Below are 26,424 nucleotides of genomic sequence, written 5' to 3'. Positions count from 1 at the left end.
GGGATCTGCACCTGGGAGTCGAGGACCACTTGTGAGGTGGATTGGTTTTTCTGGGCAGGTCCCATCGTTAACCTCTGAGGCAGGGCATCGCCCCTGATCGGGGCTCCCACCGATGAGCAAGCGCCGCACCCACAGTCCCGAATTCAAGGCCAGAGTCGCCATGGAGGCGATCAGTGGTCGCAAGACGATCCAGGAGATCGCCGCTGATCACGCCATCCATCCCATCCAGGTGAGCCAGTGGAAGAGGCAACTCCTGGATAGCGCCAGTGAGTTGTTCACCCGTGGCAAGAAGAGCAAGGACAGCAGCGAGAGCCAGGCCAAGGAAGCTGAGCTGTTCCAACAGATCGGCAAGCTCCAGATGGAGCTGGAGTGGCTCAAAAAAAAATCTCAGCTGCTCTGACGCCCATGAACTGCGCAAGCTGGTCGATCACGACCACCCTGGGCTCAGCGTCAGCCGGCAATGCGCTCTGCTGGGCTTACCGCGATCGACGCTCTACTACCGGTCAGTTCCGGTGCGTGAATCGACGCTGCGGATCATGGCCAGGATCGATGCCCTCTACCTGGAGGATCCCTGCAGTGGCAGTCGGCGGATGGTCACCTACCTGGCCGGAGAAGGGATCCCGATCAGTCGTGACCGTGTCCGAAACCTCATGCACCGCATGGGTTTGCGGGCGATCTACCAGAAACCCCGCACCACTGTGCCCGGTGATCCTGCCGAGCGGTATCCCTGTCTGGTGGATCTCAAAGCGATCACGGCGGTGGATCAGGTGTGGGCCACCGACATCACCTACATCCCACTGCAGAAAGGATTCCTGCACCTGGTGGCGATCATGGATCTCCACTCCAGGCATGTTCTCAGCTGGAAGCTGTCCAACAGTCTTGACACGGAGTTTTGCCTGGAGGCTCTGGGGATGGCCCTCAGCAGTGGCCGGAGACCGCAGATCTTCCACTCCGACCAAGGCTGCCAGTTCACCTCAACTGACTTTGTGGCACGGTTGCAGGCCGAGAAGATCAAGATCAGCTGGTCAGGACGAAAGCGCTGCTACGACAACATCCTGGTCGAAAGGCTTTGGCGCACCGTCAAATACGAGGAGGTGTACATCCATGCCTACAGCGATGGCTGGGAGGCTGAGATCAGCCTGGCTCGCTTCCTGTGGAGGTACTGCCATGTAAGACCCCACAGTTCACTGGGAGGGAAAACTCCCTATGCCGTCTACACTGAAACCGAACCCAATCCCTCCCGCCTGGAGTTAACGATCTCAGGGGCCAGAACTGTCCAATAAAAAGCACCCACCTCACTTGGCCTCCTCCCTAACAACAGGGGAATCGAGGGCCGCAAGGACTCTTCCCCGCACAATTCAGTCAAATGTGGTCGGGCAACGGGACTAGCGGTCCCAGCGGCGCCTTAGTTGCGGAATCACTAGAAAATCCATCACCGCAAAGCTGATCAGGCAGGGCAGGAACCCCCTCTCCACGACACCGCACACCAGCCGACGCGGATCCAATACGCACACCAACAACTGAGCAATCCAAAAGATCGCCAGCTTCACAGCGAAGGAAGTGAGGGCGAAACGCTTTTCTGCTGCACTGAGACGAAACACAGCCAGCAGTCAGCAAGCCGCTCCCACAATCGACCGATTCGCCTCAGAAGGCAATGAGCACGACAGCTGATTGCCGGGTGCTCCACGGCTGCCGAGAGTGTGTCCATCGAGATCGGAGGTGCCAATGACGGCCGACACTCCACCACAGCAAATCCCAGAAGCAGCCTGACTTTTCTGGCCCCTGCTCCAACTTTCAACCCAACCGTGAGCGCTTCGTCTGTGACGACACTGATGTGCGTCTGATCAGTCGACACTCCTCTGCACCGTTCGTCTAGGTGCCCCGCAGGAGTCCCGCATCACACCTGGTCCAAATGGCCCCAGGGTTGCCACAAGCCAGACGCTTCGACCTTCTTCTTTCAGTTCCATTGCCATGGAGATCCCCAAAGGCAACACCTACTGACTAGGTCGACTGCAATGCATAAACGAGCGAGCTAGGCCGTCTCTCCACCGGGAGGGGCGGCCTTCCTCTTTTGCGGAGATTTAGGCATTAAGCCTTAGCCATCGGCCAGAGAAAAAACAGCAGACTCATACGACTTGCAGAGGCTGCATGAAAGGACTCCACACGAACGTTGCTTACTTCGGTGGCACCGTCGCGATTGCAGTCCTTGTCATGACCTTCGTTTTCAAAGCGACGGCCTAAGAGCGTCACTTCCGGCAGGCGAGATCGTTAAGCCAACCAAGGATTTGTAACGAGAGGAACGTTCTGTCTCGAGTTACTCAGCCAGGACCCATCCTGCCGCCTACTTATTGGATTAGCAGGGATAACGAACATGAGAGCAACCAAACTCACCACTGCTCCGCAGGGCTTCGAGTACTACAGGGTCTGCGATCAAGAAGGTGTCTGCCGCGTCGTCAGAGGAATGTGGGCTGCACAGCACCTCCTTGAGGACACCCCCGGACTCAGCGCGACTAAGACACGGCTCTATCCAACGGAATGGAGTTAGTGCCCTCACTGGGGCAGATGGTCGTTGGCTCGAATATCGACAACCCCGAGAAGCTCGCTCCCACCGACCGGCATATGCCAGTCAGAGCCTCGGGATTGAGGCAGTGAGAAAAATCGCATAATCCTCGCCAGCACTGACGACAGAGGGACAATCACATGTCTTCAGGCTTGGCAAGCTGCTTCTAGCCACCAATTACGGACTGGCGCTTTCGCTACCGCTCAGCCATACGCCAACCACCGGCAAAGGGTCACTCAGTCAGATCAGCTTTGGATGATCCGCAAGCGAATCCCTGCTGGAGCTGGGGCGGCTACGGGCGTCGCCGCCCTGCTCACCCCTCGCAATGCCGCGGAGAGTCAACCCCGCAGACCTCAGCCAGGGCAACAACTCTCACGGTATACCCGCAGAAGAATCTCCTGAGAATCTTGCAAGAGTGATGCAAGCAGGCAAAGACGCTGCTACGTTTTCCACAAGCAGCAGTTCATCTATGGCCGAGAAAGTCAGCGAGGAGATCCAGAAAGCACGGGAGTTCAACCACCAGCTCGAGGTGAATCGAACTGAGGCGATGGCTCAGCTCGAGAAAGTTGAGGAGGAAGGCTCTTACTCTCCCGGCGTTTATCGCAGAGCCCTCGAGGTGATGGAGCGGTCGATGGACCGAATCGATGAATTCTTCCGCTCGTTCAACACCCGGGATCCTCAGGGACTCCAGAAACAGCTGGACGATTCATCCCACTGTTTTTGGTTCCAAGAGGTCGCGAGGATCTCGAAGCCCAGCGACAAGCAGGACAAGCTGCAGGTATCGCTGGCCTCCACACAAAAACTCCTGCTCGAGGCGTGGGCAGAAGCGGAGGGCAAATCCCTTTCCGGTGTCGCTGCCGAAGCGCTGGCCATTGGATTGGCTCAGCTGAGGAAAGACGGAACGATTCCGAAATCAGCAGTCTCCAAATACGAAACCCAGTGCGAATTCCGCTCTGCAGTCACCGACTTCTGCAAGCGGCTCAGTGATCACTGGCTGTTCTGACTCGTAACCCTGTCTCCCTTAATCCATGAACTACGAACTTCCCGACGCTCGCGGCAACCAGTGGGCAGAGCTGATTCAGCGCCAGATGCAGGCTGCCAATAAGGGCCTCAGCAACGTGGCCAACTCCAATCAGACGCTGCGAAAGCATGTTCTGATCAGCCAGGAGCACCTGAGCGAGGACACAAAAGCGGTGGGCACCGCCGTCGAGAAAGGGACGGAAGCCATCCAGTGCCAGCTCGATGACATAAGCGACCAAATCGCCGAGGGTCCAACCAAGGCTGATTTCCAGCGGCTCGAGACGAAAGTCGATCGCCTGATCAATCAGCAGAGCTATCTGCTCGACGCCCGGGGCATCGACCCCGAGGAGATCTGATCAGTCGGCCTCAGCCGCCAGGGCCTGCTCCAGCTGATCAACGTCCTTTTCCAGGGCATCGACCCGCTGTTGAACCTCTTGCTCACGGACGTGCTCGGCCTCATCCATCTGCTGGCGGCCGCCGTTCATCATTTCGGTGTAAGTCAGCGCCCTGGGCTTCATCGGTTCCGGCATCAGTCCGCCTCAACCAGCTGATCCAACACCATCCGATCGAGCTGCATGTTGAGCAGCTGCTGGTGGATGGCGATCAGCTGGAGCCCCCGGGCGCAGCCGGGCGCAAGGTTCAGCTCGATGTGCTGGCGGTCATGGGGCAGCAGCTCCTGAGCAAGGCATTCGCAATGCACATCGATCTCAGCCACCACCGCTTCCATGCCTTCCATCAGCGGGGCGAGATCGGGCATGAGGGTGCTGCTGCAGACCTCCAGTTTTGGCAGCCCGAGGGCAACGCGCAACACCCTGATTCAGGGCTTCAAAACAGCCCCCGACTTATTGAGAACAGCGCCCTGAGCAGGGCCGGAGCGATCCGCCGCGACCCCCGTTTTTCCAACTTTTTTCCAACCTTGGCCCTTTTGACTCTCCTCGGCGAGGTCAGCCCTCAGCCTTGAAGTTTCCCCAAATCAACTGGCACTGCTGGGATTTGGAGGAAAGCAAAAGCACCATGTCTTGCCCGTGAGAATTTAATCCGGTATGCTCCCGCACCAGATCGGTGCTGGCCAACGCCAGTCCTCCGGTTTCAGTGAACAGCACCGGCAGGGTGCCCTGATGCCCTCGCATGCCCTGCAGATCCAGCGCCTGACGAACAGCCCGCTGAGCCTTCTCGGAACCCAGACGCTCCACAAAGGCCGGCCAGAGGTGGTTGACCGGATCGAGCGCGGCGAAATCCAGCTGCGAATCAGTCATCAGGACGGCAACAACGCAAGGGCTTCGCTGATCATCTGCGGGGTGACGGCAATGCGCTCAAGCGGATCAGCGTTGTCGAGGTAGGCGTCAAACGAGGCGAAGCGCTCGATCACAGGGTCGGCCCCCTCGGCGGCGCAAGCCTCAACCCAATCCCCCTCCTCCGGCTTCACCGCGACGTAGGCCTGCAGCGCTTCCTCCAGATCACCGCCGTCGCCGACGCCCTCACCGTGCCAGATCGCTTCGAAGAATTCAGACATCTTCAACTCGAGGAACAGATCCTGATGCAGTTTGCCCAGACCACCGGCCCATGGCTCAGGCGGCCGGGGGAACGGTGTAACTGGCGCAACGTTGCTGATCCAGATGGCCGATGTGTTTTCGCTCGGTGTAATACAACTCCTGGTAGCGCAGCGCATCACGGTTGAGGTCATCGAAGAGGGCCTGAATCCGCACCTCCATGTCCACGGAGGCCTGATCTGACGAAGCCTCCTGATCAATCAGAACAGCGATGCAGGATTCCAGGGTTTGCAGACGCTGGCCGCCCCAGGCCTCCAACAGGTGCCGGCAGCGCTTCAAGCTTTTCTGACGCTCCAGCAGAGCAGCAATACCCCGCAGCTGCTCCAGGGGCTCCGCCAGGGCAACACGCTGCAATTCACCTGGCTCCAAAAGGGGCGTCAGGCGAGACACCAGCGCACTGCTCTCCAGCAAAAGCTGATCGGTGAGCAAGCGGGGCAGATCGATGAGATCCAGACCCTCGCCGTCGTCGTCGCAACGGCTGATCGACTCCATGCGCCCCTCACCCAGGTTGGTCTCCTCGAGATCCGTAATGGCCGCCCAGAGATGGCGGTGATGGGGAATGGCGAAATCCTCCAGTTCGCGTTTGCGCAGTTCCTGGCGAATCGTGGCCCGATGCCGGGGGCAATGCAGATACAGCCGCAGCAGATCGGCCTCACAACGCTCCCGCTGTCCGGATTCACCGGGCTGCTCATGACGGCTGGAGCGCCCATGCCAACGCTGGCCCTTCACCTGCTGCCGCAGGTCGTCCTCGAGCTGAAGCGCCAGGCGTCCCTGGCCACCACTGAGGCGCTCCGCCACCCGTTGGAGGTAGTGGGTGCGCACGGCGGACTGGGGCAGTTTGCCCAGCAGCCCCACCAGGGCCGTGACCGCCTGTTGGAACTGGTCGGCCCGGCTGAGATCGCGCTCCTCCAGCACCTGCTCGATCTGCCAATCCAGCCAGAGGGGGGCCTGATCGAGCAGGGCGCGGTAATCGCCGGCCCCGTTCTGTTTGAGGAACTCATCGGGGTCCTTGCCTGAAGGAAGGTGCAGAACCCGCAGCTCCAGCTGGCCCTGCATCGCCAGCTGCTCCACCTCGCCGATGGCTCGATTGGCTGCACGGACACCGGCACCGTCGGCGTCGAAATTCAGAACGATCCGCTTGCTGTCGCTGACGCGGCACAACTGGGTGATCTGCTGACTGCTCAGGGCCGTGCCGAGGGAGGCCACAGCGTTGGTGATGCCGGCGGCATGCAGGGCAATCACATCGAAATAGCCCTCCACCACCACTGCCCTGTCGTCCTTGCGGATGGCATTGGAGGCCTTGTCGAGACCGAACAGATGCTTCCCCTTCTCGAACACTTCGGTCTCGGGGGAGTTGAGGTATTTCGGTTCGCTGCCATCAAGGCTGCGTCCCCCGAAACCGATCACCCGGCCCTGACGGTCATGGATCGGCACCATGACCCGATGGCGGAAGCGGTCATAGAACCCGTTGCCCCCCTTGCGGGGAACCACCAGCCCAGCAGCCTCGAGAAGCTCAGGCGCCAGCCCCTCAACTTGCTGAAGATGCTTGAGCAGACCATCCCACTGATCCGGCGCATAGCCGAGTTGAAAGGTCTCCTGGGTGGCGGGACTCAACCCTCTGGCCTCACTGAGGTACTTGAGGGCCTCTGCTCCAGCAGGCGCCATCAACTGGCTGCGGAACCAACCGGCAGCCAGGGCCAGGGCCCGCTGCAGCTTGTCCCTGCGGGACAACTGTTGCCGCAGCCGTTCCTGCTGCGGACCATCCACCGTCTCGATCGGCAGCTGATAACGCCGCGCCAGATCCAGCACCACATCGCTGAAACTCTGGCGCTGGAACTCCATCAGGAACTTGATGGAGTTGCCGCCAGCACCACAGGAGAAGCAGTAGTAGAACTGCTTGGCGGGCGACACCGTCATCGACGGTTTGCTGTCGTCATGGAACGGACAGATCCCGACGAATTCCCGTCCCTTCTTCTTGAGCACCACGTGCTCGCCCACCACATCAACGATGTCGGCCCGTTCCTTGACGGCCTCGATCGTTCTTGGGTGCAGGCGGGCGTTCACCATCGGTCCATTCTGCGAAGTCGCAGGGTTCCGTGCACCCCGTCATCCGAACAGCCATGGCCGAACCGCAGACCCCACAGCCCTGGTGGAACCAGGACTCGGTGCGGGGCAGCCGTGCCCTGATCCTGAGCTCCCTGGCCTTCAGCCTGATGACGGTCTGCGTCAAGCAACTGAACAGTCGGCTTCCGGTGGCGGAAATCGTGCTGTGCCGGGCCCTGATCAGCATCGTTCTGACCGCTGTGGGCCTGCGCCTGGCCGGGGTCTCCCCGTGGGGCCAGCGACGGGGGCTGCTGGTGGCGCGGGGGGTGCTGGGCAGCTTGGCCCTGCTCTGCTTCTTCGAAGCGATCGAGCAGCTGCCGCTCGCTTCAGCGACGGTGCTGCAGTACACCTACCCCACCTTCACCGCCGTGGCAGCGCTGTTGCTGCTGGGCGAGCCCCTGCGCCGACGCATCAGTGCAGCGGTTCTGCTGGGCTGGATCGGCGTCACCCTGGTGGTGCAACCGCAGTGGCTCACGGGAACAGCCCAACCTGCGCAACTGATCCCTGCCCTGATCGGCATTGGTGGCGCTCTGATGACCGCCCTGGCCTACGTGAGTGTGCGGCGGCTGTCGCAAACCGAGCACCCCTTGGTGATCATCCTCTATTTCCCGATGATCTCGGTTCCCCTGACCCTGCCCTGGGTGCTGCAGCAAGGGGTCTGGCCCCAAGGCATCGAATGGTTCTGGCTCCTGGGGGTCGGGGTGATGACCCAGCTGGGCCAGATCTGGGTGACCGAGGGCCTGCGCTGCCTGCCCGCCGCCCGAGCCACATCAATCAACTACGTGCAGGTGGTCTTTGCCGCAGGCTGGGGCTGGCTGTGGTTCGCCGAATCGATCAATGCCTGGCAGGTGGGCGGCGGGATGCTGGTGCTGGCCGCCACCCTGATCAGCCTGTCGGCGCGACGTTAGAGCTCAGGCTTTGTCCAAACCCAGGGGGTACGTCAGCCAGGCCTGGCGGTCGTCGGATCCGCCTTTGGGTCTGGCCAGGCGCCAGCTCTGACCACGGGAGCCCCGCTGCAGAAACAGTTCAAACGGGCTATCCACCTGCACACGGTCGCCGGGGAGCTGCCAGTCGAAGCGGCCTGAAATCCTGAGGCCCTGCTCGTCACCCAGGGAAAAACTTTCCTGGTCCTCCACCCGCACCCGACTCACGCTTGGGGCGATGGGCATCGGGGTGAGATCGAGGGAGCTGGCAATGGCCGACTGGGTGAGCTGAATCTGCAGGGCCAGCGCTTCATTCAGGAGAGCCCGTGGCGGCTGAGATCCATTGCATGCCGTCAGTGAAACCACGATCGATAGAACGCACAGCACCTGAAGCAAACGGCGCACAACGCGCTTGAAAGCAGAGACAGGCAATGACAGCTGCGGCAACATGACGCGGTTGAAACCTCTCCCCATGATCGGCTGGCTTCAGGGACGACCGATGGAGTGCTGGAGTCAAGGCAACCGTAGCGGCGTTCTGCTGCTCTGCGGTGGGGTCGGATATGAGGTGCACCTGACCAAGCGGCATCAGCAGAACCTTCCGGCGGACGGCGACCTAAACCTGTGGATTCATCAGGTGCAGCGGGAGGACGGCAGCAGCCTCTACGGCTTTCCCCTGCGCCAGGAGCGGGATCTGTTCCGGCTGCTGATCAGCGTCAGCGGTGTAGGCCCCCAGGCCGGTCTGGCGCTGATGCAGGAATGCAAGCCCCAGGAGCTGGTGGAAGCGATCAGCAGCGGTGATCTGCGTCGCCTCTGCAAGGCGCAGGGCATCGGCAAACGCACCGCTGAGCGCCTGGCGGTGGAACTCAGGGCCTCGATTGCGGCCTTCGCGGGCGTGGATCCCGCCCCATCGCTGGCGGAAGGCGTCAGCTCGGAGCAGATGCCGGCAAGCGGTGCCGATGTGGAAGCGACCCTCTCGATGCTGGGTTACGACGATCTGGAAATCCGTCGAGCCATCCGTGCGATCGCTGAGGGCGCCGATGGCCAACCGCCTGCTGGAGACGACCAGGACGCCTGGCTGCGGGGCTGCCTGCAATGGCTGAGCCGCGAATCGGCCTGAGCCGCACCACGCGAAGGTAAGCTGGTTGTTTGCACTGACAAGGCCGCCCCCCGCGCATGTCGCTTGATACCACCGAGAAGCAGCAGCTGATCAACACCCACCAGACCCACGGCACCGACACCGGTTCTGCCGAGGTCCAGGTGGCCATGCTGAGTGAGCGGATCAACCGTCTCAGCACCCACCTGCAGAACAACATCCATGACTTCTCCTCACGGCAGGGGCTGCTCAAGATGATTGGCCGCCGCAAGCGCCTGTTGAGCTACATGCGCAGCAAGAGCGAGCAACGCTACGCCGACACGATCGCCAAACTGGGCATCCGCGGCTGATCGACGTCCCCCATGCCTGAGCAACGCAACGCCCTCCCCTTTGAGCCCAAAGGGTCTGGGAAGGGAAGCAAGCCTGCTTCAGGGACGCCTCGGCAGGAAGCCATTCCTCGCTACGTGGCCGATCGGATGGCTCGCCGGGTTGCTGTATTCACAGGACTCCCGTCCCTCGCTGGGATGGGAGTTTTTGTTGGCAGTTATTTCGTTGTCACCCGTGGCATCGCCGATATCGCTCCAGGGCTCACGCTGACGGGTTCCGGCCTGTTTTTCCTCCTGGGTCTAGTGGGCCTCAGCGTTGGCGTGTTGACCGCCAGCTGGGATCCCGAACCGGGTTCTCTGCTCGGATTCGAGAACTTCAAGCCGAACATTCAGCGGATGAAGGAGTCGATCCGGGCCCAGAAGCAGCAGCAAAAGCAACCAAAGTCCTGATCCAGTTCTGTGGATCAGGCCCTCCTGATCAGACAATTAGGTGAGCACCAGACGGTCGCTGCACCGGGCTTCAAAGGATTGAGTGCGCAGTGACGCGATCGCTGCATCAACGTCTTTGACGCAGAACTGGGAGCCGAGTCGCACATAGCGAACACTGTCGCCGTGGCACACCTCGGCGACCACAGGCACCTTCACGCCCAGCTCATCCCGCTCAGGGCGATGTTGGTTCAGGCATTCCCGCAGCTTGTGCTGAATGGCAATGTCGCTGGCCTGATCGGAGGGGAGCTGAACCAGCAGCAGATTGAGCTCATCGACGGCACGGCAGTCGTCAATGATCAGCTGCACGCGCTCGTCACGCCGATCGACCCCAGCCCACACCAAAAGTCGGGCTTCTGCCATCAGGTGATCTGCGAGGCGCGCGTAGCTCTTGGGGAACACCACGGCTTCGCAACTTCCGGTGAGATCCTCGAGCTGCAGGATCGCCATGCGATCGCCCTTACGGGTGGTGACCTGGCGCATTTCAGCCACCATCGCGATGGCACTCACCTTGGCTTTGTCAGGCTGTTCCTCCAGGGAGCCCAAACCGATGGGAGCCAGCAACTTCGACGAGGGTGTGAGCTGTTTGAGCGGGTGATCGGAGAGGTAGAAGCCCACCAGATCTTTTTCAAGACGAAGCTTTTCGGTTGGGGGATAGTCCGGCACCGGCGCCGCCTTGGGTGCATGGCTGAGATCCGCCGGCCCATCGGCATCGGCCGCAGGAGCCATCAGATCAAAAAGATTGCCCTGACCGCTGTCTCGATCTTTGGCCCGTGAGGAGGCCCAGTCGAGCAGCAGATCAAGATCTGCCATCAGCTGAGCACGGTTGGCCTGCGGATCCATGGCATCCAGGGCACCGCAGTGAATCAACGACTCCAGACCACGGCGGTTGAGCACCGAGGACGGGATGCGGTCGCAGAGATCCGCCAGGGAACGGAAAGGCCCATCGCTATCGCGGGCGGCGATCAATTGACGGATCGCACCATCACCAAGGTTGCGAACGGCGGAGAGGCCGAACAGGATCCGATCGCCATTGGGGGTGAAATCGGTGAGCGAGGCATTCACATCCGGGGGCATCACCTCAATCCCCATCGCATTGCAATTGGAGATGTAGCGCTGCACTTTGTCGGCAGCTCCGGCGTTCACCGTGAGCAGAGCCGCCATGTAAGCGACCGGGTAGTGCGCTTTCAGGTAAGCCGTCTGGTAGGTGACGGCGCCATAGGCCGTGGAATGGCTCTTGTTGAAGCAGTATTCAGCGAAGAGAACCATCTGATCGAACAGTTCGTCGGCGACCTTTTGATCAACGCCGCGCTCTCCAGCACCCTGAACGAAGATGCCGCGGTGCTTCTGCATCTCGGACACTTTTTTCTTGCCCATCGCCCGCCGGAGCAGATCGGCCTGACCCAGGGAGTAACCGGCCAGATCCTGCGCGATCCGCATGATCTGTTCCTGGTACACCATGATCCCGTAGGTCTCGGACAGGATCGGCTCAAGAATCGCGTGGGCGAAGTCGATGGCCTCCCGGCCGTGCTTGCGGTTGATGAATTTGGGAATCAGGCCAGCATCGAGGGGACCCGGTCTGTAAAGGGCAAGAATCGAGGAGATGTCTTCCAGGGATGACGGCTTGAGATCACGCACGATCTGCCGCATTCCGCTGGATTCCAACTGGAAGATCCCCTCCAGATCACCTCTCGCCAGAAGGGCAAAGGTCTCTTCATCCTGGGGCGGCAATTTGTCGGGGTCGACACGGGTGCCACTGCTCACCTCCACCAGTTCGAGGGTCTTTTCGATCATCGTGAGGTTCTTCAACCCCAGGAAATCCATCTTCAACAGACCCATGGATTCCACGTCTTCCATGAAGTACTGCGTGATCACCTGACCATCGTTGTTGCGCTGCAACGGCACCAGTTCGTCGAGGGGATCAGCGGCGATGACCACACCAGCAGCGTGAACACCGAAGGTTTTGTTGGTGCCTTCAATCCGCATTGCCATGTCCACCCAACGCTTCACCGTTGGATCCGCCTCGTACTTCTCGCGGAACTCGGGGTTGGGTGATTCCTCGCCGATCATCGCCTTGAGCTTGGCGGGCTTGCCGCGAACCACCGGGATCAGCTTCGCCAGACGGTCGGCATCCCCGTAGGGAATGTCGAGCACCCGTGCCACATCCTTCAAAACCGCCTTGGAGGTCATCCGGTTGAAGGTGATGATCTGCGCCACCTTGTCCTCGCCGTAGCGCTCGGTGACGTAGTCGATCACCTCACCACGACGCTCGATGCAGAAGTCGGTGTCGATATCAGGCATCGACTTGCGTTCCGGATTGAGGAAGCGCTCGAACAGCAGGCAGTTGGTGATCGGATCGATGTTGGTGATCCCCAGGCAGTACGCGACGAGCGACCCTGCGGCGGAACCACGACCCGGACCGACGGGAATGTTCTGTTCCCGGGCAAAACGGATGTAATCCCACACCACCAGGAAGTAGGTGGGAAATCCCATCTGCTCCATGATCTTGAGCTCATGGGCCATGCGCTCGGCATAGTCGTCGGGCAAGGCAGCATCAGGGCTGAGCTCGAGCCGATCCCGCAATCCCTGCTCGGTCACTTCCCTCAGGTAGCTGACGGGGGTATGGCCCTCGGGAATCGGGAAGCGGGGCATTTGATAGCGCCCAAGAATGTCATAAGGCTCCACCTTCTCGGCCACCTTGACGGTGTTGGCGATCGCCTCCTGAACCACCTCAGGCTCGAGGTGATCCCCGAAGAGAAGGCCCATCTCCTCTTCGGTTTTGATGTATTCGGTGCCGGTGTAACGCAGCCGCTTCTCATCGGTGATCAGCTTGCCGGTGAGCACGCAAAGCAAGGCATCGTGGGCTTCAACGTCCTGCTTGCTCAGGTAGTGGGCATCGTTGGTGGCAACGATCTGAATGCCAAGCTCCTTGGCAATTTTGACGATCTCAACGTTGACGATCCGATCTTCCGGGGATCCGTGATCCTGGATCTCGAGGTAGTAGTCGTCGCCGAACACCTCCTGATACCAAGCCGCCACCTTGCGAGCCACATCGGGGCGACCCCGCAGAATCGCCTGGGCGATCTCACCTCCGAGGCACGCCGTGGCGATGATCAGGCCTTCGCTGTGTTGCTTCAGCAGTTCCTTGTCGATGCAGGCACGGGAGAAGATCCCGCGTCCCCGCATCCCCCGCAGGTGGCTGATGCTGGTGAGCTTCACCAGATTGCGGTAGCCGGTGGCGTTTTTCGCCAGCACCACCAGGTGATATCGCTTCTGTTTCTTGGGTTGTGGGTCGTCAATGGAGCCATTGATCACATACATCTCATTGCCGATGATCGGCTTGAGATCTGAACCCTGACAGAGCTTCAGCAGCTCAATCGCGCCGTACATCACGCCGTGATCCGTCAGGGCGATGGCGGGCATGCCCAGCTGCTTTGCCCGCTCCACCATGGCCGGCAACTGCGACGCACCGTCCAGAAGGCTGTAGTCGCTGTGGTTGTGGAGAGGAACGAAAGCCATGGGGTCAGCCTAGGACCCAACGCAAGATCCAGCGTTCAGGGGGAACACAACCCCCCATATGTGGCGCAGATCAGGGAACCAGTGCAGCTTCCGGGCGTGAAGCAAACACCTGAGCGGCCTGCTCGTACTGATGAGCCACCTGAAGCAGACGCGGTTCATCCAACACATTGCCGATCAGCTGCATCCCGATCGGCAGACCTGCCGCGCTGAATCCACAGGGAACACTGATGGCCGGAAGTCCAGCAAGGTTGACCGGAATCGTCAGCAGGTCAGCCAGATACATCGCCAGCGGGTCGTCGGCGTGGGCGCCAGCCTTGAAGGCCGTGGACGGCGCTGTTGGCGTGAGCAGCACATCCACACTCTGAAAGGCCGCGTCAAAGTCTCGCCGGATCAGGGTGCGCACCTGCTGCGCCTTTTTGTAGTAGGCATCGACGTATCCGGCGGACAGGGCGTAGGTACCGATCAGGATTCGCCGTTGCACCTCAGCACCGAATCCTTCAGCACGGCTGCGCGCCGTCATCGCGGCAAGGCTCTCGGCGTCTTCGGCACGGAAGCCGTATTTGACACCGTCGTATCGCGCCAGGTTGGCCGACGCCTCCGATGGTGCGATCACGTAGTAAGTGGCGATGCCGTCGTTGAAGCGGGGGCAGCTCACCTCCACCAGTTCAGCGCCAAGAGCCTCCAGCTGGGCAGCAGAGGCCTGCACCGATGCCTTCACCTCAGAATCGAGGCCTTCGGCATCGAAGCACTCCTTGATCACCCCCACCTTGAGTCCCTTGATGGACTGATTGAGGCCGGCGCTGAAATCGGGAACCGCTGCATCAAGGCAGGTGGAATCGCGGGGGTCGGGCCCGGCGATCACCTGGAGCAGTTCGGCCACATCAGCAACGCTGCCGGCAAAGGGTCCCACCTGATCCAGAGAGCTGGCGAAGGCCACCAGGCCCCAACGGCTGACGCGGCCGTAGGTGGGCTTAAGGCCCACCACACCACAGAACGACGCCGGTTGGCGGATGGAGCCACCGGTGTCGGAACCAAGCGACGCAACGCAACTGCCGGCGGCGACGGCCGCTGCACTGCCACCTGAGCTTCCACCCGGCACATGGGCGGTGTTCCAGGGGTTCTGTGTGGCTCCGAATGCGGACGTTTCTGTTGAGCCACCCATGGCGAACTCATCCAGATTTGTCTTGCCCACCAACACACCACCGGCCTGCCAGAGCCGCTCGGTGACCGTGGATTCGTAGGGCGGCACGAACTGGTCGAGCATGCGGCTGGAACAGGTGGTGCGAACACCTTTGGTGCAGAGGTTGTCCTTGATCGCCAGCGGCAATCCCGCCAGGGGGCCGAGCGTCTCGCCGGCGGCCCGGGCTTCATCAATGCGGGACGCCTCAGCACGGGCCTGATCAGCCGTGACTTCAACAAAGGCGTTCAGCGAAGGCTCAGAACGTTCGAGCCGCTTGAGGTGCTGATCAACGAGCTCGCGGGAGGAAACCTCGCCGCTCTGCAGTTGCTGACGCCACGCGCTGATCGTCATGTCCCTGCGATCCATTGCAGCAAGGACGCTATCAGCCGCAGGATCAGCCCTCAGCTGAGATGGTGAGGGGCTCGGAGCGCCGGGTCCGCAGCAGGGAATGGCTGATCGACTGGGGTTGCTCCGACTTGACGTCGTCCAGGAAGGCACTGAGCTCGCTCTCCAGCCCCTTGCGGGTAATGAAGGGACCGAACCAATAGGTCACATCAGGGCCTGACGTCTGAACGCGAGCCCACCAAGCGACTCCAAAGCCATTGGCAAGGCTGCGCAGCGGCCGAATCAGGGGACTCATGGGATGAACAGGACCTCGGGGCATTTTGCCCCGAGATCTTGGAAAAACGCGCTGTATTCAGGGAGATAGCTGGATGTTCTGATCGAACGGCGAGGAAGCATCCGGCTGCGATGGATTCAGATCCAGGTCAATCCGCTGTTCTGGAGACTTCTCCACAGGAGCTTGAGGCTGTTCGGGCGAAGCGGGCTGTTCAGGCGGAGCAGCCACATCAGCCGTCTCAACGGACGATTCAGCAGCCGCGAGATTGGGTCGCCGAATCGGCGGAGAAGGCGCTTGGCCATGAATGTCCTTCATCCAGTTGCGGCGTGCCACTTCGTAGACGCAGAGAGCTGTGGCAACGGAGGCGTTGAGGCTGGGCGTGATGCCCCGCAGAGGGATTCGAACCAGCTGGTCACAATGGCGACGGGTCATCAGCGATAAGCCCTGATCCTCGGATCCGGTGACCAGCACCAGCGGGCCGCTGAGGTCGACATCGGTGAGGGTCACATCCCCTTCAGCGGCAAGGCCCACCACTCTGTAACCGGCGTCCTTGAGCTTTTCCAGGGAGCGATTGAGGTTGACCACGCGCGCCACCGGCAGGTGTTCCAGGGCTCCGGCGGCCACCTTGGCGGCCGAACCGGTCAAGCCAGCACTACGGCGCTGGGGGATCACCACACCGTGGGCTCCCATGGCCTCAGCGGAACGAACAACCGCCCCGAGGTTGTGGGGGTCGGTGACACTATCCAGGGCCACCAACAATGGAGGTTCCCCCAGATCCGAGCAGCCCTCGATGAGGCTGTCGAGGTCGAGGGTTTCCGCCGCCGCCGTCTGCAGGGCGATGCCCTGGTGAACGGACCCACCTGTGATCTGTCCCAGCCGGGCCCAGGTCACCTCTTCCACGAGAACTCCCGAGGCCTTGGCCTCACGCAGAAGCTGGAGGAATTTGGAGGCACTGCGCATCTCTGCAGTGCACCAAATGCGATGGATGGGGCGTCCGGCCTCCAACGCGGCCTGGGTGGCATGACGCCCCCAGATCAGATCGTCCGCTGGCGGGGTGGCCGCTGCAGCCTCCGGGGCTGCATCCGACCGCTGAGGACGAGCCTCGTCGAAGCGGGATCTGGGGCGCTGGGACGGTTGGCGCCGTTCATCCCCGGAGCGACGGCGGTCGCCGAACCGATCGTTGCGATCGCGAAAACGGCCAGGCCCTGAGCGTTCGTTTTGAGAGCCCGAGCGGGGGGCGTTCTGATCTCGGTCAAAGGAACGGGAGCGGTTGCCGAACCGCTCTTTCGGGCGATCACCGAAACGTTCTCCAGTTCGATCACCGGATCGATCAGCGGCGCGATCACCGAAACGCTCACCAGACCGCTCCTTGAACCGATAACCGGGTCGATCACCAGAGCGCTCACCAAACCGATTACCGGGTCGATCGCCACCTCGCGACTGGTCCCACTCTCCATCCCGTGGAGCGCGTCGTTCGCGATAACCGCCGCCATCACGCCCAGGTTTGGCATAGGGAGAACGACCGCCGTCGGAACGGCGGTTGCTGGGCATGGGGCGACCGTTATCCGAGCGCCCAATCGAGGAGCGGCCAGCGGATGCGCGTCCACTCGGCGGCCTGCCTCCTGGTGGTCGACCGCCCCCTCCTCCCCCTGGCCCCGAACGGCCATCGCGGGATGGGCCGCTGGAGCGGCGTTCAAAGCGAGGGCTCATGGTGTGCGAGGCAACGTTATGGGTTGGATTCGGCTTGCTCCAAGTGATCGAAGAGCTCCGCAAGCCGGGCTGGATTGTTCAGAAACAGCCAGCCCACCATTGTCTCAAACCCTGTGGCCCTTCCATAAACCGCAGCGTCTGCGCGCCGTGGCCCCCGCCCGACACTGTTGCGACCCCGCCGCACCAGATCGAGTTCTTCTGAGCAGAGGAGCTCGCGTTCTTCCAGCCAGCTCAACAAACGGGACTGGGCGTCAGCACGAACATCAGCCACGACGGCACGATGCAGGTCGTCAGAACGTCCTGGCCTCGACCCATGGCGGAGCCGTTGATGCAGCTCCCACACGGCATCACCAATCCAAGCCAGTTGCAATGGTCCCAGCTGTTCGTTGATGTCCCTAGGAGACTGGCTTCGAATCCAATCGCTCAAGCGGCCAACTGGTTGAGGGCTGTGGGCAGATCCTCCACCAGATGAAGGAACTCCTCAAGACGCACCAACTTGATCGTTTGCGTCACCCTGGTGTTGCCCACCAAAAGAAACGACCGTTTGGCATCCGTGCATTGCTTGGCCAGCTGAACCAAAGCCCCAAGGCCGGATGAATCGAGGAAATCGATCTTGCTGAGATCGAGAACAGAAGGAAGCTTGTTGGCCTTCAAAACATCACCCACGTACTCCATGAACTGCTTCTCGGAGTACGCATCCAGCTGACCGGTGAAATGAAACACCAGACAGCCGTCTTTCTGTTCGAATCCGCCCCGGAGAGAGACGGTCAGTCGCTGCAGTTCGCTGATGGGATCAAGCCCCCCAGGCATCATCGGCACGAAGTGTAGTGATGCTGAGCGTTGGCTACCACCTCATCAACGGCGATCGGCCATCAGCGTCACAAAGCGGGCGAAATGATGGTCGGCGTCATGGGGGCCCGGACTCGCTTCTGGGTGGTACTGCACCCCGAACACCGGCTTTTGACGGTGGGCGATCGCTGCCACGGTGCGGTCGTTCAAATTCAAATGGGTGACGTCAATGACGTCTGAATCCAGAGAATCAGCGGAGAGGGCAAAGCCGTGGTTCTGACTGGTGATTTCAACCTGGCCTGTGGTGCCACAGGGATGGTTCAAGCCGCGGTGGCCATAGGACAGCTTGAACGTCTCTCCGCCCAGGGCCAGACCAAGGATCTGATGGCCCAGACAGATGCCGAACAGGGGTAGATCGGATTCCTCCAGCAACAGCTTGGCCAGGGCAATCCCATGGGTCACCGCTGCCGGGTCGCCAGGGCCGTTGGACAGGAAGACGCCATCCGGGCGATGGGAACGAACTGTGTCCAGATCCGTGCCTGCGGGCAGAACCGTGACGTCACAGCCATGGGCGACCAATCGATCGAGGATGGCGCGCTTGATGCCGAAATCGATGGCGACAACGCGAAAGGGCGCGTCGCTGCGGCGCTGCAAACGCTGATCGAAGCCAACACTGCAGGCCTGATTCCACTGGTAAGGCTCACGAGTGGTGACGCGGTCCGCCAGGTTCAACCCCTGCATCGACGGGGCCTGCTTTAGGAGCTCAAGCAACTGCGCCGGGGTCTGACCGTCACTGCTGATCACGCCATTCATGGCCCCCACCTCACGCAGGTGACGCACCAGGGAACGGGTATCCAAACCGCTGATGCCCACAAGCTGGTGAGTCTGCATCCAGCTCTCAAGGGACTGTTCACAGCGCCAGTTGCTGGGAACTGGGGCCAGCTGGCGGGCAATGACGCCAAGGGCATGGGGGCGATCAGCTTCTTGATCGTCTGCATTCACCCCGGTGTTGCCGAGTTCGGGATAGGTGAAGCTCACCAGCTGCCCGGCATAGGAGGGGTCCGTCAGAACCTCCTGGTAACCGGTCATGCCGGTGTTGAACACCACCTCACCGATGGTGGTGCCGCGATGGCCGAAGCCGACACCGGTGAGAACCGTGCCATCGGCAAGGACGAGATAAGCCTTGTCTGATGGGGAATCGGGCATCGAAGGGCCGCCGCAGGTCATCATTCACTCATTCTCCATCTCCGTCGGACAGGGCAGCCCGCAGAGCCACAAGCTTGTTCCAGGCCTTGCCCTCGTTGAGAACAGCCAGAGCCTGAGCAACAGCAGCCGGCAGATCGCTTTGCAGCCCGGCAGCCCAGAGCACCAGGGCTGTGTTGAAGGCCACAACCTCCGTCTGCGCCAGGGATCCCTGCCCCTGAAGAACGTTCTGAAGGATCTGCTGGTTCACCGCGCAGTCACCACCGCGCAGCAGATCGAGACCAGCACGGGTGAGGCCCAGATCTTCAGGGGAAACCTCCTTTGTGGTGATGCCCCCGGATTCGATCAGACGCAAGGCATTGGGTCCCGCCAAGGACGCTTCATCGAGGTCTCCAGCACCATGAACCACCACGGCTCGGCTCAGGCCCAAGCGCTGCAGAGCGCCCGCCATGGGATCGAGAAGTTCCGGACGCGCCACGCCAAGAACCTGCGCCTGGGGCTGCAGCGGATTGACCAGAGGTCCCAACAGGTTGAACACCGTGCGGACCCCAAGGCTGCGTCGCAGCGGCGCCAGATTCACAAGAGCTGGATGCCAGGCGGGAGCGAACAGGAAGGTGACACCGGTTCCCGGCAACGCCTCCACAACATTGTTCAACGGTGCCTTGAGGTTGAGGCCAAGCCCCTCGAGCACATCGGCTGAACCCACCTTGCCGCTGGCGCTGCGGTTGCCGTGCTTGGCCACATTGACCCCGCAGGCGGCGGCGGTGAAGGCGACCGCCGTGGAGATGTTGAAGGTGTCGGCACCATCACCACCGGTGCCGCAGGTGTCGACCATGGCCAGATCGGGCCGGGGGCAGGGAAGGGGACAGGCCTCGCGCAGGACAGCCGCCATGGCCGCCAGCTCATTGGCCACCATCCCCTTGGCCCGCAGTCCAGCCAGGAACGCCCCGGTCTGCACGGGCTCGAGCTCTTCGGCCAGCCAGGCACGCATCAGGGCAGTGGCCTCATCGGAGCTGAGGTTGTTGCCCTGCAGCAGATGGTCCAAGCAACCGGACCAGGAACGCGGGTCTGAAGACATGGAGGGGAGCTGGCAGTAAAAAACCCGGGGTGCGAGGCACGCCGGGCCGGGTGATGGGGACAGTCCCACTATCCCCCAGATCAACGGATAACGACCAGCCAACGACCAGCCGTTGAAGCCGGATGCCTAGGTTGGCCTGCCAACGGGACCCACGAGCTCGCATGGCCGCCCTTCGTCTCGATCTGATCGGCCGCTATCTGCGTCCCCACCGCCGCACGGTGCTGCTGGGAGCCATCGCCCTGGTGGTGGTCAACGTTCTGCGGGTCACGATCCCGATGGAAGTGCGCAGCGTTGTGGACGAGCTGCAGGAGGGCTTCAGCTACGCCGGAGTCCTGCGCCAGGCGGGATGGGTTGTGCTGCTCGCCAGCACCATGGGGGTGATCCGGCTGGCCTCGCGACAGCTCATCTTCGGTGTGGGTCGGCAGGTGGAGGTGGATCTGCGTCAGCGCCTGTTCGAGCACATGCTCCGCCAGGAACCCGATTGGATTCAGAGCAAGGGCAGCGGTGAAGTGATCAGTCGCGCCACCAGCGATGTGGAAAACATCCGGCGCCTGCTCGGATTCGCGATTCTCAGCCTGACCAACACGCTGCTGGCCTATGCGCTGACGCTGCCCGCGATGTTGGCCATCGATCCGTGGCTGACCCTGGCCGCCGTCGGGCTCTACCCCGTGATGCTCAGCACCGTGCGCCTGTTCGGTGGGCGCATGATGCGTCAGAAGCGTGCGCAGCAGGAAGAACTCTCCGCCCTCAGCAACCTGATTCAGGAGGATCTCTCGGGAATCGGGGCCATCAAGATCTACGGCCAGGAGGGAGCAGAACAGCAGGCCTTTGCCACGCGCAACCGCCGCTACCGCGACAGTGCCATTCAGCTGGCGAGAACACAAAGCACTCTGTTCCCGCTGCTTCAGGGCATTTCCTCCCTCTCGGTTCTTTTGCTGCTGGCCATCGGCAGCGGCCAGCTCGAAGCCGGTCGTCTGAGCATTGGAGGACTGGTGGCCCTGATTCTTTATGTGGAGCAGCTCGTCTTCCCAACGGCACTGCTGGGATTCACGCTCAACACCTTCCAGACCGGCCAGGTGAGTCTCGAGCGGGTGGAGGAGCTACTCAAAAGGGAACCCAAGATCAAAGACCCGGATCCCTCTGATGTTCAGCCCCAGCCAACGGCAGAACACCGGGGGCGTTTTGAAGCCCGTGACCTGACGGTTCAGTACCAGGGCGCAGAGCAGAACACCCTCAATGGCCTGAGCTTCTGCATCGAGCCTGGGGAGTTGGTGGCTGTTGTAGGGGCCGTGGGCTGCGGCAAGACCACCCTGGCTCGGGCCTTCGGTCGGATGGTGCCACTGGAACCGGGACAGCTGTTCCTGGATGGTGTGGATGTCACCCAGATGCCCCTGAAGAGGTTGCGCCGTGACGTGGCGATCGTTCCCCAGGAGGGCTTTCTGTTCACCAGCACCCTGGCGGACAACCTGCGCTATGGCGACCCTGACGCCAGTGATCAGCGGGTTGAACTGGCGGCAGAGCAAGCCCGCCTGGCTGATGACGTGAAGGGCTTCCCCGATGGTTTCGGAACCATCGTTGGCGAACGCGGCATCACCTTGAGTGGTGGTCAGCGTCAACGCACAGCCCTGGGCCGGGCTCTGCTGATGTCGGCGCCGGTGTTGGTTCTCGACGACGCCTTGGCCAGCGTTGACAACAACACGGCCGCGGCGATTCTGGATTCGATCCGAGCTCAGGACGACCGGACGATCGTGATGATCAGCCATCAACTTTCAGCCGCAGCGGCCTGTGATCGCATCCTGGTGATGGAGAACGGACGCATCGTTCAACAGGGTCACCACAACGCCTTGATTCAGCAGCCGGGTGTGTACAAACGGCTTTGGGAGCGTCAGCAGGCGTCGCAACAACTGGATGCGTTGGCTTCCTGAAGAATCTCCGGGCGGTTTCTGACAACACCAACGTTTGTGGCTTAGCTGTGAAGACAACTCCTTGCCTATGACCAGCGGATCCCCCTTCGCGGTGCGCTGCACGCTCACCTTTGGCGATATCTACGGACAGGTGCTGGCCTGGATGGCCGTCATTTTTGTGAGCCTGGCTGCGGGGCTTGCCCTGATGGGCTCGTCGCGACCGGTGTTTGCGCTGGTGGGGGTGGGGCTGATTCTGGTGCTCAGCCTGCCGTTTCTGCTCTTCGCCTTCGTCACAACGCTGCTGAATCACATCCAGCTCAACCCAGTTGAGGGGGAAGCCAACGCGTCTTGAGCATCCACGGCAACAAGAAACGAGGGCCTATCAACACGTCCGGAACGGCTATCCCGCGATGGTTCCTCAGGACGAGACCACGATCCCTTGGTCACCATCACCAGGAGCTCGTTCCATCCTGCACAGAGATTGAGGGCAGACAGTCCTGGCGCAGGTGCGCTTTCTGGTTCAACAGAATGAACCATCTGGTTTTGTTTCTGAGAAACAGCTTTCTTCATCAACAAGCCATCAATCAATGGCTTGCAATTGATTGATCCTCCCAATTCGTCTTCTTTCTGGCCATAGCCCAGCCATCGGCACAATCTCCTCCACCCCTGATGACATTCCCAATGGTGTCAACCATCAAATGTGCCTGCCCCGCAGACTCGCCTCGAGACAGCTCAGCAACAGCGCCCTTCAGGCTGAAAACCACTGACAAACCATCAACACCTTTCTGCAGAACATTGTTCAAAGAAGAACCACTCTTCAAGACAAGCTTTGATTCGTTCCCTTTCATCTCTCACTTGGTGAGCCATCACTGAAAGTTCACTGATTGCTCTCTTCGTGGCAGCATCACTGTGCGGAATCCGCTGCCTAGGCTCTGCGGACCAGCGCAACCAACATGCTTCCTTCCTGGCTGTCTCTCCGCGGCGGCGCCGAATCCTCGGCCCCGGCAACGCACGCCGTGTTGGGAACGCCGCTGAAGGCACCCCTGATGGCCGACCAGGAGGAAGCAATCTTTGCCTGTGGATGCTTCTGGGGTGCTGAAAAAGGGTTCTGGCGACTGCCTGGGGTGGTGAGCACTGCTGTGGGGTATGCGGGCGGCCAGACCGAGCAACCCACCTACAACCAGGTCTGCTCCGGCAGAACGGGACACACGGAAGTGGTGCGTGTGGTGTGGAGCCGACCCGCCCTCGACTTCAGCGACCTGCTGAAACTGTTCTGGGAGTGCCACGACCCCACCCAGGGCAACAGGCAAGGCAACGACACCGGCAGCCAATACCGATCAGCCATCTACACGTTCAATCCGGAGCATCTGCAACTGGCCCTGGACAGCCGGGATGCCTATCAAGCCGCCCTCTCGGCCAAGGGCTACGGGGCCATCACCACCGAAATCCTGGCGGACCAGACCTTCTATTTCGCCGAGGACTATCACCAGCAGTACCTCGCCAAACCCGGCAGCCGCCCCTACTGCTCCGCCATGCCAACCCAGACGCTGCTTGGTGACTTCGAGGGATCGAACTACAAACTCCCGAAGCAGGTCTGGGACAAGTACGACTGGTCCATCAGTCACTGCGTGCTTCGATCCGACAACAGCCCAATCGCCCTGGGCTGATTCGGCCAAGATGAGGGCGGTCCCGACCCGTGTCATGCCCGAACCCTGGTCTGATCGGCAGGTGATCCTGGCGATCGCCCTTACCTTGATTTTGGTTCTGGGCCTGATCCTCGGCAGTGTCTCCTTCCATCGAGATCAGCAGGCTCCGATGCTGTGGCGGGAGACCCCCCAACCCACAGCAAAACCTTTGGCAATCTGACCACCGACCGGCGGGCTCGCTTCCTGTTGGTGCGATCGTGGGACAACAAGGACCCCTCCGTTCTGCGGTGAGTGAACGGCCTGATCCATCCGAGCAGCGTCAACTGCATCCCCTGCCGAGGGGGCTGGTGGAGCTCTATGGCTTGATCGCCGTTCTGGTGGTGCTCATCCCCGAATGGCTGGCGGATGGAACCCTGAATCTGGGCCAGGCCAAAGGCCCTGCTTCACTCCCGATGCGCTCGAGAGCCTGGCGCACCCTGCCCGAGCTGCGTCTGGCAGCGATGACCCTGGCTGAGCTTCGCCAGGCCGCCGCAGAACTGCGGCTGTACCACTACGGATCCGCAACGAGAGACCAGCTCACCACTCGGTTGCTCAGGCGACTCAGACGGCGGGATGCACTGTGATAACTTAAATCTGACGGGGCGTGGCGCAGCTTGGTAGCGCACCACTTTGGGGTAGTGGGGGTCGTGGGTTCAAATCCCGCCGCTCCGATTCAACCGTCTTGTTTCCCCACCTGAACATCAACACTTCAGGGATTGAGCCGGCGGTTACGCCGGCTCTTTTTTTTGCCTTCAGCGGCGGCCAGCGCCGGTCACCACCAGATGCCTGGAGGCATCTATCTGAAGCCAGCCTTCATCCCGCAACTGCCCCAACACGCGGGTCACGGTCACCCGTGTGGTGCTCAGGGCACTGGCGATCTCCTGATGGGTCAGGCGAAGGTTGAGCCGCAACCCGGCCTCACAGGGTTCGCCAAAGTCCTTGGCGAGCAGCTCCAAAAAGCCCCGCACCCGTTCTTCAACGCGACGCAGCCCCAGCAGGGCCAGGAGCGACTCCGCCTGGCGGTAGCGGGCAGCCATAGCCTTGGCCAAACCAAGCGCTAACTGAGGAGACTGCTCGAACTCCGCCAGATTGCAGCAGAGCAGATCGCAATCGGTGAGCGCTACAGCCTCATAGGCCTCCACATTGGTGAATGCGGCACCGAAGGGTTCGTTGGGACCCACCAGGCCAAGCACCAGCTCGTCGCCATGCACCGATAGCGCCCCGAGCTTCACCATGCCGCGAATCACAAACCAAACACTGTTCTTCAGCAGAGGAACGAAACTTCCCGAGGTGACATGAACAACATTGCGATTGTCGTAGCTGTTTTCAAGAAACGCCTTGAAACCCAGAGCTGTTGAACTCAGATCAGCCGATGGAGTGGCAAGCATTTGGAATCCCGTGAATCCAGAAAAAACTGTATTGAGGACAACATCGATTCCCAACAAAGAGCTGGGAGAGATTCGGGGGAGATTCGGTTAAGAAGGCTCTAAAACTGATTGCCATTCGAATCATTCAGCCCATCAAAAAGGGCCCCGAGGGGCCCCCTTTGATGTTTGGTTTTGAAAAACCAATTCAAGCCAAGATCACTTGCCGATCTTGTTCACAGCGGCCTTGGACTTGGCCAGGATGTCGCCCTTGAGGGGAACGAAGCCCAGCGAAGGAGCCTTGTTCTGAGCAGCGTCGCTCAGCATGTAGTTGAAGGCGTCCTGAACCACCTTGGCATTGTCTCCGTTGCCGGTTTTGTACGCCAGAACCCAGGTGAGGGTTGCGATGGGGTATGCGCCCTTGGCGGTGGGGTTGGGGTTCTTGCCAGCCAGGTCCTTGTCCAGGCTGATGCCATTGAGGGCCTTGGCACCCGCAGCCACAGAGGGCTTGAGGAACTCACCGGACTTGTTCTGGAGAGCGGCGGCAACCACCTTGCCCTTGATGTACGACTGGTTCACATAACCGATCGCGCCTTCACGGTTCTGGATCAGGCCAGCCACACCGGAGTTGCCCTTGGCGCCAACGCCTGCGGGCCACTTCACGGATTTACCGGTGCCGAGGGTCCAGGTCTTGGAGAAGGCCTGCATGGAGTTGGTGAAGGCCTTGGTGGTGCCAGAGCCATCGGAACGGTGCACCCAGGTGAGGGTGCCGGGCTTGCAGCCGAGCTCCTTCCAGTTCTTGATCATCCCCATGGCGACCTTGACGGCCTGCTCCTGGGTGAGCTTCAGGTTGCAACCGGGCTTGTTGTATCCGAAGGCGATGGTGCCACCCACCATCGGGATCTGAACCACACCACGGGTGACCTTGGCCATGTCCTTCTTCTTCATCGGATCATCCGATGCACCGAAGTTCACGGTCTGGTCGATGAAGGCTTTACGGCCGGAACCGGAACCCACGGCCTGATAGTTGACCTGAGGGCCGCCAGCCTTGGCCAGGTCGGCGAACCAACGCTGGTAGATCTTGGCCGGGAAGGAGGCGCCAGCACCGTTCAGCTTGGGAGCTGCAGAAGCTGACATGCCTGCCCCAAGGACAAGCAGGGACGAGGCGAGGAGGGCCTTTTGTGCAATGCGCATCACGACAACCGAAAGAGGAAAGATGCTGTAGCAACCAAGACCTAATCGGAGGTCCAACAGAGTGTCGTTAAAGCCCCGTTAACAACGGTTAAAGCTCATGGAGATCCTTCAAAAACCA

General features: G+C 61.0%; 30 protein-coding genes and 1 tRNA gene. 14 read left to right on the top strand and 17 right to left on the bottom strand.

All coding sequences use genetic code 11. From position 1 onward, the window contains the following. Positions 1–112 precede the first annotated feature (112 nt). The 4 genes from SynA1544_RS14690 to SynA1544_RS06185 all read left to right on the top strand — a co-directional run bounded on the left by SynA1544_RS14690 (position 113) and on the right by SynA1544_RS06185 (position 3,936). The gene (locus SynA1544_RS14690) at positions 113–400 is read left to right on the top strand and encodes a transposase (protein WP_255477752.1); all 288 of its coding nucleotides are present in this window, start codon (positions 113–115) and stop codon (positions 398–400) included. Then, complete coding sequence (locus SynA1544_RS06195) at positions 282–1,283, top strand: IS3 family transposase (RefSeq protein ID WP_255477751.1); 1,002 nt, start codon at positions 282–284, stop codon at positions 1,281–1,283. Before SynA1544_RS14690 ends, SynA1544_RS06195 begins: the two co-directional genes overlap by 119 nt. A 1,746-nt stretch (positions 1,284–3,029) precedes the next feature. Then, positions 3,030–3,563: a hypothetical protein gene (locus tag SynA1544_RS06190; protein WP_186515215.1), complete on the top strand. Its 534-nt coding sequence runs from the start codon at positions 3,030–3,032 to the stop codon at positions 3,561–3,563. A 25-nt stretch (positions 3,564–3,588) separates the two neighbouring features. Then, the gene (locus tag SynA1544_RS06185; RefSeq protein ID WP_186515214.1) at positions 3,589–3,936 is read left to right on the top strand and encodes a hypothetical protein; all 348 of its coding nucleotides are present in this window, start codon (positions 3,589–3,591) and stop codon (positions 3,934–3,936) included. Here the strand turns inward: SynA1544_RS06185 and SynA1544_RS06180 are convergent, their stop codons facing one another. The 5 genes from SynA1544_RS06180 to dnaG all read right to left on the bottom strand — a co-directional run bounded on the left by SynA1544_RS06180 (position 3,937) and on the right by dnaG (position 7,197). Next, entirely contained in the window at positions 3,937–4,110 is a 174-nt protein-coding gene (locus SynA1544_RS06180; protein ID WP_186515213.1) for a hypothetical protein, read from the bottom strand. After that, positions 4,110–4,388 carry a hypothetical protein gene (locus SynA1544_RS06175; RefSeq protein WP_186515212.1) on the bottom strand — a complete coding sequence of 93 codons (279 nt, stop codon included), beginning with the start codon at positions 4,386–4,388 and terminating at the stop codon, positions 4,110–4,112. The genes SynA1544_RS06180 and SynA1544_RS06175 overlap by 1 nt, the downstream gene beginning before the upstream one ends. Positions 4,389–4,524: 136 nt before the next feature. Then, complete coding sequence (locus SynA1544_RS06170) at positions 4,525–4,836, bottom strand: hypothetical protein (RefSeq protein WP_186515211.1); 312 nt, start codon at positions 4,834–4,836, stop codon at positions 4,525–4,527. Beyond that, positions 4,836–5,093, bottom strand: coding sequence for a hypothetical protein (locus tag SynA1544_RS06165; protein ID WP_115132806.1), 258 nt, complete (start codon positions 5,091–5,093; stop codon positions 4,836–4,838). Before SynA1544_RS06165 ends, SynA1544_RS06170 begins: the two co-directional genes overlap by 1 nt. A 55-nt stretch (positions 5,094–5,148) precedes the next feature. Further along, the gene (gene dnaG / locus SynA1544_RS06160) at positions 5,149–7,197 is read right to left on the bottom strand and encodes a DNA primase (RefSeq protein WP_186515210.1); all 2,049 of its coding nucleotides are present in this window, start codon (positions 7,195–7,197) and stop codon (positions 5,149–5,151) included. A 53-nt stretch (positions 7,198–7,250) separates the two neighbouring features. Here dnaG and SynA1544_RS06155 point away from each other — a divergent pair, with 53 nt between their 5' ends. Further along, positions 7,251–8,141, top strand: a complete 891-nt coding sequence (locus SynA1544_RS06155) for a DMT family transporter (protein WP_186515209.1) — start codon at positions 7,251–7,253, stop codon at positions 8,139–8,141. 3 nt (positions 8,142–8,144) lie between these two features. Here the strand turns inward: SynA1544_RS06155 and SynA1544_RS06150 are convergent, their stop codons facing one another. Continuing rightward, the gene (locus SynA1544_RS06150; RefSeq protein ID WP_186515479.1) at positions 8,145–8,606 is read right to left on the bottom strand and encodes a hypothetical protein; all 462 of its coding nucleotides are present in this window, start codon (positions 8,604–8,606) and stop codon (positions 8,145–8,147) included. 22 nt (positions 8,607–8,628) lie between these two features. Between SynA1544_RS06150 and ruvA the strand changes: the two genes are divergently transcribed. From ruvA to SynA1544_RS06135, 3 genes are read left to right on the top strand one after another with little or no spacing between them, the layout of a single operon-like run. After that, entirely contained in the window at positions 8,629–9,273 is a 645-nt protein-coding gene (gene ruvA, locus SynA1544_RS06145) for a Holliday junction branch migration protein RuvA (RefSeq protein WP_186515208.1), read from the top strand. Between the two features lie 56 nt (positions 9,274–9,329). Next, entirely contained in the window at positions 9,330–9,599 is a 270-nt protein-coding gene (gene rpsO / locus SynA1544_RS06140) for a 30S ribosomal protein S15 (protein ID WP_186515207.1), read from the top strand. 12 nt (positions 9,600–9,611) lie between these two features. After that, a complete protein-coding gene (locus tag SynA1544_RS06135; protein ID WP_186515206.1) occupies positions 9,612–10,025 on the top strand; it encodes a PAM68 family protein in 414 nt (137 codons plus the stop codon). A 36-nt stretch (positions 10,026–10,061) separates the two neighbouring features. Here the strand turns inward: SynA1544_RS06135 and SynA1544_RS06130 are convergent, their stop codons facing one another. The 8 genes from SynA1544_RS06130 to trpD all read right to left on the bottom strand — a co-directional run bounded on the left by SynA1544_RS06130 (position 10,062) and on the right by trpD (position 20,159). After that, positions 10,062–13,580, bottom strand: a complete 3,519-nt coding sequence (locus SynA1544_RS06130; protein ID WP_186515205.1) for a DNA polymerase III subunit alpha — start codon at positions 13,578–13,580, stop codon at positions 10,062–10,064. Between the two features lie 70 nt (positions 13,581–13,650). Beyond that, complete coding sequence (gene gatA / locus SynA1544_RS06125) at positions 13,651–15,126, bottom strand: Asp-tRNA(Asn)/Glu-tRNA(Gln) amidotransferase subunit GatA (RefSeq protein WP_186515204.1); 1,476 nt, start codon at positions 15,124–15,126, stop codon at positions 13,651–13,653. Between the two features lie 28 nt (positions 15,127–15,154). Then, positions 15,155–15,400, bottom strand: a complete 246-nt coding sequence (locus tag SynA1544_RS06120) for a DUF1816 domain-containing protein (protein ID WP_115132509.1) — start codon at positions 15,398–15,400, stop codon at positions 15,155–15,157. 57 nt (positions 15,401–15,457) lie between these two features. After that, complete coding sequence (gene rlmB / locus SynA1544_RS06115; RefSeq protein WP_370594102.1) at positions 15,458–16,930, bottom strand: 23S rRNA (guanosine(2251)-2'-O)-methyltransferase RlmB; 1,473 nt, start codon at positions 16,928–16,930, stop codon at positions 15,458–15,460. Positions 16,931–17,105: 175 nt separating this feature from the next. After that, positions 17,106–17,516, bottom strand: coding sequence for a Mini-ribonuclease 3 (locus tag SynA1544_RS06110; protein WP_186515202.1), 411 nt, complete (start codon positions 17,514–17,516; stop codon positions 17,106–17,108). Beyond that, entirely contained in the window at positions 17,513–17,902 is a 390-nt protein-coding gene (locus tag SynA1544_RS06105; protein WP_186515478.1) for an STAS domain-containing protein, read from the bottom strand. The genes SynA1544_RS06110 and SynA1544_RS06105 overlap by 4 nt, the downstream gene beginning before the upstream one ends. A gap of 42 nt (positions 17,903–17,944) precedes the next feature. Continuing rightward, positions 17,945–19,105: a glutamine-hydrolyzing carbamoyl-phosphate synthase small subunit gene (gene carA / locus SynA1544_RS06100; protein WP_186515201.1), complete on the bottom strand. Its 1,161-nt coding sequence runs from the start codon at positions 19,103–19,105 to the stop codon at positions 17,945–17,947. Positions 19,106–19,112: 7 nt separating this feature from the next. Further along, positions 19,113–20,159 carry an anthranilate phosphoribosyltransferase gene (trpD, locus tag SynA1544_RS06095; RefSeq protein WP_186515200.1) on the bottom strand — a complete coding sequence of 349 codons (1,047 nt, stop codon included), beginning with the start codon at positions 20,157–20,159 and terminating at the stop codon, positions 19,113–19,115. Between the two features lie 161 nt (positions 20,160–20,320). Between trpD and SynA1544_RS06090 the strand changes: the two genes are divergently transcribed. Continuing rightward, positions 20,321–22,084 (top strand): ABC transporter ATP-binding protein, encoded by a 1,764-nt coding sequence (locus SynA1544_RS06090; protein WP_186515199.1) that lies wholly within the window; start codon positions 20,321–20,323, stop codon positions 22,082–22,084. Between the two features lie 67 nt (positions 22,085–22,151). Next, the gene (locus SynA1544_RS06085; protein ID WP_011364125.1) at positions 22,152–22,415 is read left to right on the top strand and encodes a hypothetical protein; all 264 of its coding nucleotides are present in this window, start codon (positions 22,152–22,154) and stop codon (positions 22,413–22,415) included. A 232-nt stretch (positions 22,416–22,647) separates the two neighbouring features. Here SynA1544_RS06085 and SynA1544_RS06080 read toward each other — a convergent pair whose 3' ends face one another. After that, positions 22,648–22,911 carry a hypothetical protein gene (locus SynA1544_RS06080; RefSeq protein ID WP_186515198.1) on the bottom strand — a complete coding sequence of 88 codons (264 nt, stop codon included), beginning with the start codon at positions 22,909–22,911 and terminating at the stop codon, positions 22,648–22,650. A 105-nt stretch (positions 22,912–23,016) separates the two neighbouring features. Here SynA1544_RS06080 and msrA point away from each other — a divergent pair, with 105 nt between their 5' ends. The 4 genes from msrA (at position 23,017) to SynA1544_RS06060 (ending at position 24,420) form a co-directional block, all read left to right on the top strand. Next, positions 23,017–23,730, top strand: a complete 714-nt coding sequence (msrA, locus tag SynA1544_RS06075) for a peptide-methionine (S)-S-oxide reductase MsrA (RefSeq protein ID WP_186515197.1) — start codon at positions 23,017–23,019, stop codon at positions 23,728–23,730. 34 nt (positions 23,731–23,764) lie between these two features. Further along, positions 23,765–23,929: a hypothetical protein gene (locus SynA1544_RS06070; protein WP_186515196.1), complete on the top strand. Its 165-nt coding sequence runs from the start codon at positions 23,765–23,767 to the stop codon at positions 23,927–23,929. A 67-nt stretch (positions 23,930–23,996) separates the two neighbouring features. After that, positions 23,997–24,332: a hypothetical protein gene (locus tag SynA1544_RS06065; protein WP_115082475.1), complete on the top strand. Its 336-nt coding sequence runs from the start codon at positions 23,997–23,999 to the stop codon at positions 24,330–24,332. Positions 24,333–24,346: 14 nt separating this feature from the next. Beyond that, positions 24,347–24,420: transfer RNA gene (locus SynA1544_RS06060), tRNA-Pro, on the top strand. A gap of 80 nt (positions 24,421–24,500) precedes the next feature. On the opposite strand, the gene SynA1544_RS06055 is transcribed toward SynA1544_RS06060, so the two are convergent. Together SynA1544_RS06055 and pstS are read right to left on the bottom strand one after the other, a co-directional pair. Continuing rightward, a complete protein-coding gene (locus tag SynA1544_RS06055) occupies positions 24,501–25,136 on the bottom strand; it encodes a Crp/Fnr family transcriptional regulator (RefSeq protein WP_186515195.1) in 636 nt (211 codons plus the stop codon). Between the two features lie 195 nt (positions 25,137–25,331). Beyond that, positions 25,332–26,306: a phosphate ABC transporter substrate-binding protein PstS gene (gene pstS / locus SynA1544_RS06050; protein ID WP_186515194.1), complete on the bottom strand. Its 975-nt coding sequence runs from the start codon at positions 26,304–26,306 to the stop codon at positions 25,332–25,334. Between the last annotated feature and the right edge of the window lie 118 nt (positions 26,307–26,424).

The organism is Synechococcus sp. A15-44, assembly GCF_014280115.1.
In the GTDB taxonomy this organism is placed as follows: Bacteria; Cyanobacteriota; Cyanobacteriia; order PCC-6307; family Cyanobiaceae; genus Parasynechococcus.
This window is presented reverse-complemented; position numbering and strand designations above follow the sequence as displayed.